The sequence below is a fragment of the Tateyamaria armeniaca genome (assembly GCF_045797845.1).
GTDB lineage: Bacteria > Pseudomonadota > Alphaproteobacteria > Rhodobacterales > Rhodobacteraceae > Tateyamaria > Tateyamaria armeniaca.
The window spans coordinates 1,754,012-1,768,409 of sequence record NZ_JBHDIY010000002.1 but is presented as its reverse complement, the minus strand read 5'-3'; the positions used below and the strand labels follow the sequence as shown (position 1 = coordinate 1,768,409).

At 59.7% G+C, this 14,398-nt stretch carries 8 protein-coding genes; 3 read left to right on the top strand and 5 right to left on the bottom strand.

What is annotated here, in order from left to right; translation table 11 throughout:
• Positions 1-4: 4 nt before the first annotated feature.
• Positions 5-376, bottom strand: a complete 372-nt coding sequence (gene rpsL, locus ACERZ8_RS08940) for a 30S ribosomal protein S12 (protein ID WP_024809820.1) — start codon at positions 374-376, stop codon at positions 5-7.
• Between the two features lie 382 nt (positions 377-758).
• Between rpsL and ACERZ8_RS08935 the strand changes: the two genes are divergently transcribed.
• The gene (locus ACERZ8_RS08935) at positions 759-1,568 is read left to right on the top strand and encodes a heparin lyase I family protein (RefSeq protein WP_407591873.1); all 810 of its coding nucleotides are present in this window, start codon (positions 759-761) and stop codon (positions 1,566-1,568) included.
• Between the two features lie 23 nt (positions 1,569-1,591).
• Complete coding sequence (locus ACERZ8_RS08930) at positions 1,592-2,401, top strand: putative rhamnosyl transferase (protein WP_407594223.1); 810 nt, start codon at positions 1,592-1,594, stop codon at positions 2,399-2,401.
• On the opposite strand, the gene ACERZ8_RS08925 is transcribed toward ACERZ8_RS08930, so the two are convergent.
• The 4 genes from ACERZ8_RS08925 to ACERZ8_RS08910 form a co-directional block, all read right to left on the bottom strand.
• Positions 2,390-3,256, bottom strand: coding sequence for a DMT family transporter (locus tag ACERZ8_RS08925; protein WP_407591872.1), 867 nt, complete (start codon positions 3,254-3,256; stop codon positions 2,390-2,392). The two genes, ACERZ8_RS08930 and ACERZ8_RS08925, sit on opposite strands and share 12 nt — an antisense overlap.
• A 169-nt stretch (positions 3,257-3,425) precedes the next feature.
• Positions 3,426-7,670 carry a DNA-directed RNA polymerase subunit beta' gene (gene rpoC, locus ACERZ8_RS08920; protein ID WP_407591871.1) on the bottom strand — a complete coding sequence of 1,415 codons (4,245 nt, stop codon included), beginning with the start codon at positions 7,668-7,670 and terminating at the stop codon, positions 3,426-3,428.
• Positions 7,671-7,747: 77 nt separating this feature from the next.
• Positions 7,748-11,884, bottom strand: coding sequence for a DNA-directed RNA polymerase subunit beta (rpoB, locus tag ACERZ8_RS08915; protein ID WP_407591870.1), 4,137 nt, complete (start codon positions 11,882-11,884; stop codon positions 7,748-7,750).
• Positions 11,885-12,267: 383 nt separating this feature from the next.
• Complete coding sequence (locus ACERZ8_RS08910; RefSeq protein WP_407591869.1) at positions 12,268-13,335, bottom strand: helix-turn-helix transcriptional regulator; 1,068 nt, start codon at positions 13,333-13,335, stop codon at positions 12,268-12,270.
• A gap of 121 nt (positions 13,336-13,456) precedes the next feature.
• Between ACERZ8_RS08910 and ACERZ8_RS08905 the strand changes: the two genes are divergently transcribed.
• On the top strand, positions 13,457-14,335 hold the full coding sequence (locus ACERZ8_RS08905) for a VPLPA-CTERM sorting domain-containing protein (protein ID WP_407591868.1): 879 nt from the start codon (positions 13,457-13,459) through the stop codon (positions 14,333-14,335).
• Positions 14,336-14,398 lie beyond the last annotated feature (63 nt).

Here is a 14,398-nt window from a genome sequence, read left to right as displayed (position 1 = left end):
CTCCTTATTTGGGGCGCTTGGCGCCGTATTTCGAACGGCGTTGCTTACGATCTTTGACGCCTTGGGTATCCAGAACGCCGCGCAGGATGTGATAACGCACACCGGGAAGGTCCTTGACACGGCCGCCACGGATCAGAACAACCGAGTGCTCTTGCAGGTTGTGGCTTTCACCGGGAATGTAGCTGATGACCTCAAAACCGTTGGTCAGGCGCACCTTGGCGACTTTCCGCATGGCCGAGTTCGGCTTTTTCGGTGTCGTTGTATAAACGCGCGTACACACACCGCGTTTCTGCGGGTTCCCCTCAAGGTGAAGGGACTTTGAGCGTTTGACTTTGGGCTGGCGCGGCTTGCGGATCAGCTGTTGGATCGTTGGCATTGCAGGTATGTTCCCCGTCTCATCAACATATGTCGTGCGGGGCGGCCCCGCGGTTTCAATTCAATCGCCCCTGTGCGTCCACAAAAGCGCAAAAACCGCAATCGCTCCCGTGAGGGGCGACGCGGTGGGTTTCCAGAGGATCGGGCCAATGCAGGGGCCGGATCGTGTCCACTTCGGTTATGATTTCGGTTTCGGGCATGCACCCGGTCCGAGATAGCGGGCGTATAGGGGAGTCTCTGAGCGTGTCAACAGGTCCAGCCTTGGGAATGCGGACATGACGCAGGTTGGTCTGAATTGACGTCTTTTTCTGCTTACGCTGGACAGGCAATGGATGCCACGCGTACACCTAAGTCCAGCACCTATTTCGAAAAAAGGATTTGAAATGAAACGCCTGATCACCAGTCTGGCCATGTGTGCGACGCTCTGTGCCTTTGTTCTGCCAACCCTGGCCGAGGCCCAGCGCCTGCCGGTCGAGCGCAGCATGAAACAAAACACGACGCAGCATGGATTCGTTAAGGTCAAGGACCTTACGCGCCTTGGGAAACGGGCCCAGCGTTTCGAGGTCAGGGCGGGCGATTGTGGATGGGATGACGGCTGGAGTGACTGCGACAACGACCGAGAACGCTGGGAACTTTATGTCAAGAAGGACTGGCGTCACGGAACCGATCAGTGGATGGCGTTTTCGATCTATCTGCCCGCAGATTTCAAGACCAGTGCACGGGTGCGCACCACCGTAGGCCAGGTCAAGATGAAGGGCGGGCCCACCGGGATGGCGGGCGGGTTCCCGTCCGAACCGGGCGTGTTCCAGATGGAGATGTTGGGGGACCGCTACTTTTTGCGGGTCCATGTCCTGTCAGGCCCCTTTGACAACGTCCGGAACGACATCAAGGACTACAACCTTGCCAGTATCCGCGAGTTGCGTGGAAAGTGGACAGATTTTGTCGTGCGGGTGAATACCAGGTCGGCGCCGGGCACCATCGAGGTTTTCAAGAATGGTGCCCGGGTGGCCGCGCATAACTTCAACCAGAACTACGCGCCTAAGGCCTACTACTTCAAATACGGCATCTACCGCTCTTTCGTCAGCAACCACCGGGGGCCGATGCCGACACAGGTGGTGTATTTTGACGAAGTGCGCATGGGACGCAGCTACGATAAGGTGGCGGTTGAACGGCAGCGACGCGCCGTCGATTAGCGCAAGGGCAGTCGTGAATGAGCATGCAGGTTATCGGTCTTTGTCGCTTTTCCTACCCTGCTGTGGGGGGCTTTCAGGTCGATTTTGAGGACTTCGAGGAAAAGCTTGCCTATCTCTATGCCCCGGCCCGGATGGAGGAAAGATTTGCCACATTCGAGACCATCACCCTGCCCGCGCTGCGCGCGCAGACAGACCCGGATTTCACCCTTGTCGTGGTGATTGGCGACAGCCTGCCGGATCACTACCGCGCGCGCCTTGAAACCCTGCTGGCCGATATGCCGCAGGCGGTGATCCAGTCACATCCGCCTGCACAGCACCGGCCCATCATGAAACAGATCATCAATTCGGTCCGAGTGGACAGCGACGCGCCCTGCCTGCAGTTCCGCATGGACGACGATGACGCCGTGGCCGTCGATTTCGTCGCGCGGTTGCGGCAGGTGGCGGGGGATGTGTCGGATCTGGCCGCACGGGACAACCTGCTGGCCATCGATTTCAACCGCGGCTTCATCGTGCGCCCCGGCGCGGACGGGATCGCTGCTGTCGAAACAGCTGCGCCCTACCAAACCGCAGCCCTTGCCATGATGGTGGCACCCGGATCGCGCCAGACCATCATGAATTTCGCCCATCACAAGCTGGCCGAAAAGATGACGACGGTTACGGTAACGGACAGCATCATGATGCTGCGCGGGCACAACGACTACAATGACTCCCGCCAGGGACCATCGGCCAAGTCGCACAAACTGACGCGGATGGACGCAGCGGGCGAAGCGCTATTGCGCGAGCGGTTCGCCATCGACGCCGACACCGTGCGGCGTGCCTTTTCAGCGCTGTGACACCTTGCGCTCGCGATAAAGCGTGAACAGCCCTGTCGCCACGACAATCAGCGCGCCCAGCAAGGTCAGGTTGCTTGGCCAATCCCCGAACACGAGCCAGCCCAGCACCAGCGCCCAGACAAGGCCGGTGTAGCGAAACGGCGCAATAAACCCGATATCCCCCACCCGCATGGCCCGGATGGAAAAGAAATAGGCACCCATGATGAACACGGACGCGCCCGCAATCAGCGCCGCCAAGAGCCATGTGACCGGCACCCACTCGGTCACAATCGAGGCTGCGCCAAAGCTGAGCGTGACGACAAGCGATGACACCAGCGTCACTGTCATCGACGGCACATCCGCAGACAGGCGGCGGGTCGCAAGATCCCGCACCGTCACGCACACCACCGCCATCAGCGCATAGGCCGACCACAGGCTGAAACCGTCTCCGCCCGGGCGCACGATCAGCAACATGCCCATGAACCCGATCAGGATCGCCGACATCCGCCGCCACCCCAGCGGTTCGCGAAACACGAGCGCTGCTGCCACGGCAACGGTCAGCGGCAACGCCTGCAAAATGGCCGTCACATTGGCCAACGGCATGTTGAGCAGGGCGGTCACAAAGAAATAGGCCGCGCCAACTTCGGTCGCGGCACGCAGTCCGATCAGCCACCAGTCGCGCCGCGCGACCTCAAACCGCAGGCTGCCAAGATAGCGGGCCAGCGCATAGATCAGCACCGTGGACAACACGCCGCGCAGGAACAGCAACTGGGCCAGCGGCATCGCACCCTGCGTCAGCTTGATCAGCGTGTCGTTCAGCGTGAACGCCGCCATCGAGGCCATCATCAAAACTGCGCCAAGGGTGTTGGGGGACATGGGCAAACCGCCATTCAAGTTCGCGGCACGCTAGCGGCTGGTGCAGAGGTTGGCCAGAGGCCACGACACCATTGCGAGCGCGATCAGACATGGCAAAAACGCAGGCCAGCAGAAACGAAAAACCCCGCCTCGACGGGCGGGGTTTTCCAAAGTCTTCAGGCGCTGCGATCTAGTCGCGGCTTTCCTCGGAGGTGTCGATGACGGTGTTGAACACATCGCCCCCAACCACATCGTCGGCTGTCGGTGCTGCCAGTGCGGCGGCGGCCTCGGCCTCTTCGCGGCGTGCCTCGATCACAACATTGTCGCGATCCGTGGCGATCTTGCGCACCGCCTGCGTCGCCCCACCGGTGCCCGCCGGGATCAGACGGCCCACGATGACGTTCTCCTTGAGACCGACCAGCTTGTCCTTCTTACCCTGCACAGAGGCTTCGGTAAGAACACGGGTGGTTTCCTGGAAGGACGCCGCCGAGATGAACGAACGTGTCTGCAACGACGCCTTGGTGATGCCCAGCAGGATCGGTTCGCCCTGGCTCGGACGGCCCCCTTTGGACACGGCCTTGGCATTGGCGGCATCGAACTCCTGCTTGTCCACGTGCTCGCCTTTCAGCAGCGTGGTGTCGCCGGAGTCGCTGATCTCCCACTTCTGGAGCATCTGGCGCACGATGACTTCGATGTGCTTGTCGTTGATCTTCACACCTTGCAAACGGTACACGTCCTGCACTTCGTCAATCATGTAATCCGCCAGCGCCTCTACACCCATGATCGACAGGATGTCGTGGGGGGCCGGGTTGCCGTCCATGATATAGTCACCCTTCTGGACAAAGTCGCCTTCGGCCACAGGGATGTGCTTGCCCTTGGGCACCATGTACTCGACCTTGTCCATGGACTCGTCGCTGGGTTCGATCGCGATGCGGCGCTTGTTCTTGTAGTCCTTGCCAAAGCGCACGTAACCATCGATTTCGGCGATGATCGCGTGATCTTTGGGACGACGGGCTTCGAACAGTTCGGCCACACGGGGCAGACCACCGGTGATGTCCTTGGTCTTGGCGCCTTCACGCGGGATACGCGCAACAACGTCACCTGCAACGACATCCTGACCTTCTTCGATGGACAGAACCGCGTCGACGGACATCGGATAGGTCACCGGGTTGCCCGCATCGTTGCGGACCGGTTCACCATCTGCATCGACCAGAATGATTTCCGGCTTCAGCTCGTTGCCACGGGCGGCAGAGCGCCAGTCGATCACGATCTTCTGGGTCATGCCTGTCGCATCGTCCGTCTCGTCCCGCACAGCGATCCCGCTGACAAGGTCAACGAATTTCGCCGTACCCGCTTTCTCCGCGATGATCGGCAGGGTGTAGGGATCCCATTCGAACAGCTTGTCGCCACGCTTGACCTTCTGACCTTCGGACACGAACAGGGTGGTGCCATACCCAAGCTTGTGGCTGGCACGTTCCTCGCCGTTTTCGTCCTGAATGATCAGCTTCATGTTACGGCCCATGACCAGGGTCTGACCGTTTGCATTGTCGAGCGTCTGCGCGTTCTCGAAGACGATCTTGCCCTCCTGGCTCGCTTCAAGGAACGACTGCTGACCACCCTGGGCGACGCCACCGATGTGGAAGGTCCGCATCGTCAGCTGTGTCCCGGGTTCACCGATGGACTGTGCGGCAATGATGCCGACAGCCTCGCCAGTGTTGACCATGGTGCCGCGTGCAAGGTCACGACCATAGCAGGTCGCGCACACGCCTTCTTCGGACTCGCAGGTCAGTGGCGAACGGATGCGCATCGACTGCACTGCGAATTCGTCAACCGAATCCGCCATGCGTTCGTCGATCAGCGTGCCATTGGCGATCAGAACCTCTTCGGTACCGGGCTTGAGGACATCCTCGGCCGTGACCCGACCCAGAACACGCTCGGACAAGGGCGAGACGACTTCGCCGTCGTTCACAGCGGCTTCGGCTGTGATGGCGTTGTCGGTTCCACAGTCGCGATCTCGCACGATGCAGTCCTGTGCGACGTCCACCAGACGACGGGTCAGATAGCCCGAGTTCGCCGTTTTCAGGGCGGTGTCAGACAGACCCTTACGGGCGCCGTGGGTCGAGTTGAAGTATTCAAGAACGGTCAGACCTTCCTTGAAGTTCGAGATGATCGGCGTCTCGATGATATCGCCGTTCGGCTTGGCCATCAGGCCACGCATTCCGCCCAGCTGTTTCATCTGGGTGACCGAACCACGCGCACCGGAGTGGGCCATCATGTAAACCGAGTTTGGTTCACGTTCGGACCCGTCTTCATCCTTCTGTGCTGCCGAAATGGAGCCCATCATGGCGTCGGTGACCTTGTCGTTACACTTCGACCAGGCATCGACCACCTTGTTGTACTTCTCACCTTGGGTGATCAGGCCGTCCATGTACTGCTGTTCGAAATCCTTCACCTGTTCGCGGGTTTCATCCACGATGGGCCACTTGGTTTCGGGGATCAGCATGTCGTCCTTGCCGAACGAGATACCGGCCTTGAAGGCGTGCTTGAAGCCCATGGTCATGATCTGGTCACAGAAGATGACGGACTCTTTCTGCCCGCAATAACGGTAAACCGTGTCGATGACCTGTTGCACTTCTTTCTTGCGCAGCAGGCGGTTGACCAGTTCGAACGGCGCCTTGTTGTTGAGCGGCAAAAGCGCGCCCAGCAGCACACGACCGGGGGTCGTGTCAAAGCGTTCCATGACCTCAAGGCCTTCGGCGTTGATCTGCGGCAGACGGGCTTTGATCTTGGTGTGCAGGTGCACGATGCCCGCGTCCAGCGCGTGCTCGACCTCTTCGATCGACCCGAACACCATGTCCTGACCTTTCAGGCCTTCACGTTCCAGCGTCACGTAGTAGAGACCGAGGATCATGTCCTGCGACGGCACGATGATCGGCGCGCCGTTGGCAGGCGACAGCACGTTGTTCGTGGACATCATCAGCACGCGCGCTTCCAACTGGGCCTCAAGGCTCAGCGGCACGTGCACAGCCATCTGGTCACCGTCAAAGTCGGCGTTGAAGGCCGAACAGACCAGCGGGTGAAGCTGGATCGCCTTACCTTCGATCAGAACAGGTTCGAACGCCTGAATGCCAAGACGGTGCAGCGTCGGCGCACGGTTCAGCATGACGGGGTGTTCGCGGATGACCTCATCCAGAATGTCCCATACTTCGGGACGCTCTTTTTCCACCAGCTTCTTGGCTTGCTTGACGGTGCTCGACAGGCCCTTGGCCTCCAAGCGGCTGTAAATGAACGGCTTGAACAGCTCCAGCGCCATCTTCTTCGGCAGACCACATTGGTGCAGCTTCAGCTCCGGCCCGGTCACGATTACCGAACGACCCGAAAAGTCGACGCGTTTTCCCAAAAGGTTCTGACGGAAGCGACCTTGCTTACCCTTCAACATGTCGCTGAGCGATTTCAGCGGACGCTTGTTGGCGCCGGTGATCACGCGACCACGACGGCCGTTGTCGAACAGAGCATCCACGGATTCCTGCAACATCCGCTTTTCGTTACGGACGATGATGTCAGGTGCGCGCAGCTCGATCAGTCGCTTGAGACGGTTGTTCCGGTTGATCACACGACGATAAAGGTCGTTGAGGTCAGACGTCGCGAAACGGCCCCCATCCAGTGGCACCAGTGGGCGCAGTTCCGGCGGGATCACTGGGATCACGGTCAGAACCATCCATTCGGGGCGGTTGCCGGACTCAAGGAAGGACTCAACGACTTTCAGACGCTTGATGATCTTCTTGGGCTTCAGCTCGCCTGTCGCCTCTTTCAAATCAGCGCGCAGGGTTTCGGCTTCGGCCTCAAGATCGATCTGGGACAGCATCTCGCGGATCGCTTCGGCACCGATATTGGCGGTGAAGGCGTCCATACCGAACGCGTCCTGGGCGTCCATGTACTCTTCCTCAGACAGCATCTGGCCATAGGACAGATCGGTCAGACCCGGCTCGGTCACCACATAGTTTTCAAAGTACAGCACACGTTCCAGATCGCGCAGCGTCATGTCCAGCATCAGACCGATGCGGGACGGCAGCGATTTCAGGAACCAGATGTGCGCGACGGGCGCGGCCAATTCGATGTGGCCCATCCGCTCGCGGCGGACCTTTTGCAAGGTGACTTCCACACCGCATTTCTCGCAGACAACGCCGCGATATTTCATGCGCTTGTATTTGCCGCACAGGCATTCGTAATCCTTGATCGGGCCAAAGATACGCGCGCAGAACAGGCCGTCACGCTCGGGCTTGAACGTGCGGTAGTTGATGGTCTCGGGCTTCTTGATCTCACCGAAAGACCAGCTCAGGATACGCTCTGGCGAGGCCAGCGATACCTTGATCTCGTCAAACACCTTAGGCGGCGTCAGCGGGTTGAACGGGTTGTTTGTCAGTTCCTGGTTCATTTTCAAATCCTTGAAAGGGGAGCAAAGGGTGCGACGGGGAGGTAAGGCGCATTTAAATGCGCCTTACGCGGGTCCCGTTATTCGTCTTCCTCTGCATCCAGGAGTTCCATGTTGAGGCCCAGACCGCGGACCTCCTTGACGAGAACGTTGAACGATTCTGGAACACCAGCCTCGAAATTGTCCTCGCCCTTGACGATGCTCTCATAGACCTTGGTCCGGCCCGCCACGTCGTCCGACTTCACCGTCAGCATCTCCTGCAAGGTGTAGGCGGCGCCGTAGGCTTCAAGAGCCCAGACTTCCATCTCACCAAAGCGCTGACCACCGAACTGTGCCTTACCACCCAGCGGCTGCTGCGTAACAAGCGAGTACGGTCCAGTCGAACGGGCGTGGATTTTGTCGTCCACAAGGTGGTGCAGCTTCAGCAGGTACTTGATGCCCACGGTCACAGGGCGGCTGAACTGCTCACCCGTACGGCCGTCAAACAGCACCGACTGACCCGAGGTTGAGAAGCCCGCACGTTCCAGCGCGTTGTTCACATCCGCCTCTTTCGCACCGTCAAAGACGGGCGTGGCGATGGGAACGCCGCGTGTGACGTTGCCAGCGGCCTCAACCAGCGTGTCCTCGTCCATGCCGCTGATGCCTTCTTCGTAGACATCCTCGCCATAGGCCAGGGTCATCGCCTCGCGCACAGGGGTCAGATCGCCGGAGCGTTTGTATTCCTGCAACGCCTCGTCGATGTTCACACCCAGACCACGTGCGGCCCAACCCATGTGGGTTTCAAGGATCTGACCGACGTTCATGCGCGACGGCACGCCCAGCGGGTTCAGACAGAAATCGACCGGTGTGCCATCGGCGAGGAACGGCATGTCCTCCATCGGCACCACTTTCGAAATCACACCCTTGTTGCCGTGACGACCGGCCATCTTGTCGCCCGGTTGCAGCTTGCGCTTCACCGCCACGAACACTTTGACCATTTTCATCACGCCGGGGGGCAGATCGTCACCACGGCGGACCTTTTCGACCTTGTCCTCGAAACGGGCATCGAGGGCACGTTTCTGCGCCTCATATTGCTCGTTCAGGGCCTCGACCACCTGTGCCGATTGCTCATCCTTGAGGGCAATCTGCCACCAGGCCGAACGCGGGAACGCTTCGAGCAGATCAGCATCGACATTGCTGCCTGCCTTGACGCCTTTCGGCCCCTTGGCGATTTCCTTGCCCAGCAGCATGTCGCCCAGACGGGCATAGATGTTGCGGTCCAGAATGGTCAGCTCGTCGTCCCGGTCGCGGGCCAGACGTTCGACTTCTTCACGCTCGATCTGCAGCGCACGTTCGTCTTTTTCTACTCCGTGGCGGTTAAAGACGCGCACCTCAACGACAGTCCCAAAGTCACCGGGTTTCACACGCAGCGATGTATCGCGCACGTCCGAGGCTTTCTCACCAAAGATGGCGCGCAAGAGCTTTTCTTCCGGCGTCATCGGGCTTTCGCCCTTGGGGGTGATCTTGCCCACCAGAATATCGCCCGGTTCCACGTCCGCACCGATATAAACGATGCCCGCCTCGTCGAGGTTGCGCAGGGCTTCCTCACCGACGTTCGGGATATCGCGGGTGATCTCTTCCGGCCCCAGCTTGGTGTCACGGGCGGCGACTTCGAATTCCTCGATGTGGATCGAGGTAAATACGTCATCACGCGACACACGCTCGGAGATCAGGATCGAGTCTTCGTAGTTGTAGCCATTCCATGGCATGAACGCGACAACCACGTTCTTGCCCAGCGCCAGTTCACCCATGTCGGTGCTTGGCCCGTCGGCAATCACTTCGCCCTTCTGAACCGTGTCACCCACCTTCACCAGCGGGCGCTGGTTGATGCAGGTGTTCTGGTTCGAACGCTGGAACTTGCGCATGCGGTAGATGTCCACGCCTGCATCGCCCAGCTCAAGGTCATGCGTGGCGCGGATCACGATCCGGGTGGCGTCCACCTGGTCGATGATGCCAGCACGTTTGGCCATGATGGCCGCACCTGAATCGCGCGCCACAACTTCTTCGATGCCGGTGCCGACCAGCGGAGCCTCGGCTTGCAGAAGCGGAACCGCCTGACGTTGCATGTTCGAACCCATCAGAGCACGGTTGGCGTCGTCATTTTCAAGGAACGGGATCAAGGACGCAGCTACCGAGACCAACTGTTTCGGGCTGACGTCGATCAGGTCCACAGAGTCGACAGGAGACAGGGTGTAGTCCCCGGATTTCCGGGTGTTGACCATCTCGTTGATGAACTTGCCGCCCTCGTCCAGCGTCGCGTTCGCCTGCGCCACGGTGTGACGCATTTCCTCGGTGGCGGACATGTAGTGGACTTCATCCGTCACCTGACCCTCGTTCACGACGCGGTAGGGCGTTTCGATAAAGCCGTACTTGTTCACACGCGCAAAGGTGGCGAGGCTGTTGATCAGACCGATGTTCGGCCCTTCAGGCGTCTCAATCGGGCACATCCGGCCATAGTGGGTCGGGTGCACGTCGCGGACCTCAAAACCGGCACGTTCACGGGTCAGACCGCCAGGCCCAAGGGCCGACAGGCGACGCTTGTGCGTCACTTCGGACAGCGGGTTGGTCTGGTCCATGAACTGCGACAGCTGGGACGAGCCAAAGAACTCGCGCACCGCAGCAGCAGCAGGCTTGGCGTTGATCAGATCCTGCGGCATCACGGTGTCGATCTCAACGGAAGACATCCGCTCTTTGATCGCACGCTCCATGCGGAGCAGGCCCACGCGGTACTGGTTCTCCATCAGCTCACCAACCGAACGGACACGGCGGTTGCCGAGGTGGTCGATGTCGTCGATGTCGCCCTTGCCGTCGCGCAGCTCGACCAGCGCCTTGATGCAAGCGACGATGTCTTCGCGGCGCAGGGTGCGCTGGGTGTCTTCGGCGTCCAGCGCCAGACGCATGTTCATCTTCACACGACCAACGGCGGACAGGTCATAGCGCTCGCTGTCAAAGAACAGCGTGTCGAACAGGGCCGACGCCGCATCAACGGTGGGCGGCTCGCCCGGACGCATGACGCGATAGATGTCCATGAGCGCGGTCTCGCGGTTCATGTTCTTGTCGTTGGCCATGGTGTTGCGCATGTAGGGGCCGACATTGACGTTATCGATGTCCAGCACGGGGATTTCCGTGATGCCCGCATCGATCAGATCCTTGGCGGTACCACCAATCAGCGTGCCGTCCTTGTCGTACTCAAGGGTCAGCTCATCACCGGCCTCGACATAGATCGCGCCGTTTTCTTCGTTGATTATATCCTTGGCCACGAACTTGCCAACGATATGCTCGAACGGGACCAGCAGGTCGTTGACCTTACCATCGTCGATCAGCTTCTTGACGGCGCGGGGGGTGACCTTCTTGCCCGCTTCGGCAATGACTTCACCGGTTTTTGCGTCGACCAGATCATATGTGGGGCGGGTGCCGCGCACGCGATCGGGGAAGAACGGGGTAACCCAGCCTTTGTTTTTCTTCAGCTTGAAGGTCACGGTCTCGTAATACGCGTCCATGATCGCTTCCTGGTCGAGACCAAGGGCATAAAGCAGCGTGGTCACAGGCAACTTGCGGCGACGGTCGATGCGCGCAAACACGATGTCCTTGGCGTCGAATTCGAAATCCAGCCAGCTGCCGCGATAGGGAATAATACGGCAAGCGAACAACAGCTTGCCCGAGCTGTGCGTTTTGCCCTTGTCGTGATCAAAGAAGACACCGGGCGAGCGGTGCATTTGGGACACGATCACACGCTCGGTGCCATTCACGATGAACGTCCCGTTGGGGGTCATCAGGGGCATGTCGCCCATGAACACGTCCTGTTCCTTGATGTCCTTGACGGACTTGGCACCGGTATCTTCGTCCACATCAAACACGATCAGGCGCAGCGTCACCTTCAGGGGCGCTGAGTAGGTCATGTCGCGTTGCTGACATTCCTCGACGTCGTATTTGGGCTTTTCCAGCTCGTACTTGACGTATTCCAGAACCGAGGTCTCGTTGAAATCCTTGATCGGGAAAACCGACTGGAACACACCCTGGATGCCATCGCCATCCGTGGGGGTCTCAGCATCGCCGGAATTCAGGAACAGGTCATAGGATGATTTCTGCACCTCAATGAGGTTCGGCATCTCCAGAACTTCACGGATTTTGCCATAATATTTACGAAGTCGTTTTTGGCCAAGGAACGTATTTGCCATGCGGTTTTCGCACTCCATCTTTGTGGCGTTCGCGGTCCGGGAGGGCGGTCCGGTGCGAACTCTCAAAGACCGAAAAGAAGATCTATACCTGCGCACCTGCCCATGGCGCGCGCCCGATCTCAATCTTTCCTAAAGAGCCGTCGGAGGTTTGGTGCGGCGGCTCTTTGCGAAAGATTTTGAGGAATGATGTGGTGTACCTGCTCCTGCCATATCTAAAGACGCAAAAAGCCGGGCGCGAATCAACGCTCCCAGCGGAAGCTCCGACATAGGCGTTGCTTAACGAAAGCACAACAGGGCGACCGGAGAAAATGCGCAAAACATCTCTCATCGCGGCGCAGGGCGCGGCAACAGGTTGTGCGCCTACTTTAAGACGCAGTTATTCCCTATGGCAATGATTTTAGCTTCAGGGCTGCTTCGGTGCGGTTCTGGCACCCGGTTTTGGACAGAACACGTTCCACATGTCGGCGCACCGTGTGCAGGCTGATCCCAAGATCACGGGCGATCTGTTTGTCCTGCAACCCGTCCGCCATGCGGGCGGCGACCTCCCCCTCGCGCGGCGTCAGTCCAAAGGTCCGGACCAGCGGTTTCACGTCGATAGAGATCAGGCAGATCGGATCGCCATGTGGCCACGGGGCTTGGGCCGCAGACAATGTGACCTCTCCGCAGGGCAGCGACAGGTTCGAGGTGACGTTCAACGGGGCATCCGCCATGTAACGCGCGCGGCGCCTGACCCGCAGCACATCCAGGGCAAGCCGCGCGGCCGCATTCTGACAGGCTTCCAGACCAGGATGCGTCGCGGCCATTCCTTCAAACCGGGCATTGCGGTGCAACAGCTTGCCCGCGGCGTCAAACACGATCAGCGCGACAGGCATGGCATCCAGCGACAAGGCCCATTCCGCTTCATAGCGCTGCAATTCGGCGCGCAACTTGCGCCCGGCACTGAACGCAGGTTCCAGCAACTTCAACCAGTTGAACTCGGACGAGGCCTCATCCGGCACTTCGCCGTAGGTATAGCCGGCGATCAGCATCCCCTCTCCCACCGACAACGGGGTCGAGGCCGCCATTTGCCGGTTGATCTGGTTGGGGTTCAACGCCTGCGCATGAACCACGGTGGCCTCGCGCTGTTCAGGATCAAACAGCGGTGCGTCGTGAAAGGCCCCTGCCCCTGCACTGCGCAGCACCCGGTGCAGGAACGACGCATAGGGATCGACAAAGGTGGAAAACCCGTCTGCGTCATAACCGTGAAACGTGTCTGCAATACCCGTCGCAAGGCTCGATGACATCGACCGGCTCGCCACCGCGATGGCACTGCCCTGTCCGTCCGGCCCAACTTCATACAGCTTGTCGGTGCGCAGCAAGGTTTCAAGCGTGTCACAGGCAGCGGCATCCTCCCACAACCCATCGGGCTGCAATAGCGCGCGCTGCAAGTCTATGATCCGCGTTACGTCCATCCTAACCCCCTCATATAAATGAGTTTAGGGCAAAGTCCCTAGGGCATTTGCCCTAAAGACGGCGTTCATACCGCCGGTTAGGATTCACACCCGATACACCAATCTAACCGGGTAAATTTTGATGACCAAACCTATTTCCAAACTTCTTCTCTGCGGTGCGCTCCTGTGCGGCGGGGCGCTGACAGGGCCCGCTTCGGCGGCCACCATCCTCTACACTCTCAACTCGTCGGTGAGCGTCGGGGGATCTCCGAACACGGATGTCGACGAAAAGATGCAAAGCACCTTTATCCCCCTGACCGGCAATGAATCCGCCTCGGTCGAGGCAAACGTCAAGGACAGCTTTGGCCCCGGCGCGGGCAACGCGACCTCCGGCTTCACCGTTGATCAGGCCGCCGGATCCATCAAGTTTGGCGCAACCGCAGACATCACGGCCCCCGCCTCTCAGGTGCTGTCGCGGGCCACCAGCAGCATGTCCATCTCCCTCGCCGAAGACTTCACGATCACGGGCACCGGCAACATCACCTTCCGCCTCGGGCTCGAAGGGCTGCTGTCGCACGCGTCAACACGGAACTTCGGCGGCGAGGGCTCGGCGGTCAACGCGTTCATGCGGCTGGTCGACAATTCCAGCGGATTCACGACGCTGGGCTCGGACCGGTTCTCGCAAAACGCAACCTTCAACACCAGCGCGGTGATCGACGAGCTTCTGGAATTCACCGTCAACATCACCGAAAGCAAAACCTACCTGTTCAACCTGTCGATGGACGCAAGCACCGCAGTCAGAGAGCGCGGGTTCGGCAACTCCGGCGCATCATCGGCTGACTTCTTCAACACCGCGTTCCTGTCCTTTACCGCAGACCCCACGCTGACGGTAACAACCGGCGATCCGGCCTTCCTGTCAGGCACGACGCCTGCGCCCGTTCCACTTCCGGCCGCAGGATGGCTGCTGCTGGCAGGGCTCGGCGGGCTGGGGGCACTGCGACGACGCAAACACACCAGCTGAACGAAAAAGGGCGCCCCGATGACCGGAGCGCCCTTCAAACGTGAGGTGGGCAATCTGCCCACA

Bases quoted from the DNA above. Each gene is read 5' to 3' on its own strand.
- ACERZ8_RS08935 (WP_407591873.1), top strand. From the start codon at position 759: ATGAAACGCCTGATCACCAGTCTGGCCATGTGTGCGACGCTCTGTGCC.
- ACERZ8_RS08910 (WP_407591869.1), bottom strand. From the start codon at position 13,335: ATGGACGTAACGCGGATCATAGACTTGCAGCGCGCGCTATTGCAGCCC.
- rpoC (WP_407591871.1), bottom strand. From the start codon at position 7,670: ATGAACCAGGAACTGACAAACAACCCGTTCAACCCGCTGACGCCGCCT.
- rpsL (WP_024809820.1), bottom strand. From the start codon at position 376: ATGCCAACGATCCAACAGCTGATCCGCAAGCCGCGCCAGCCCAAAGTC.
- ACERZ8_RS08925 (WP_407591872.1), bottom strand. From the start codon at position 3,256: ATGTCCCCCAACACCCTTGGCGCAGTTTTGATGATGGCCTCGATGGCG.
- rpoB (WP_407591870.1), bottom strand. From the start codon at position 11,884: ATGGCAAATACGTTCCTTGGCCAAAAACGACTTCGTAAATATTATGGC.
- ACERZ8_RS08905 (WP_407591868.1), top strand. From the start codon at position 13,457: ATGACCAAACCTATTTCCAAACTTCTTCTCTGCGGTGCGCTCCTGTGC.
- ACERZ8_RS08930 (WP_407594223.1), top strand. From the start codon at position 1,592: ATGCAGGTTATCGGTCTTTGTCGCTTTTCCTACCCTGCTGTGGGGGGC.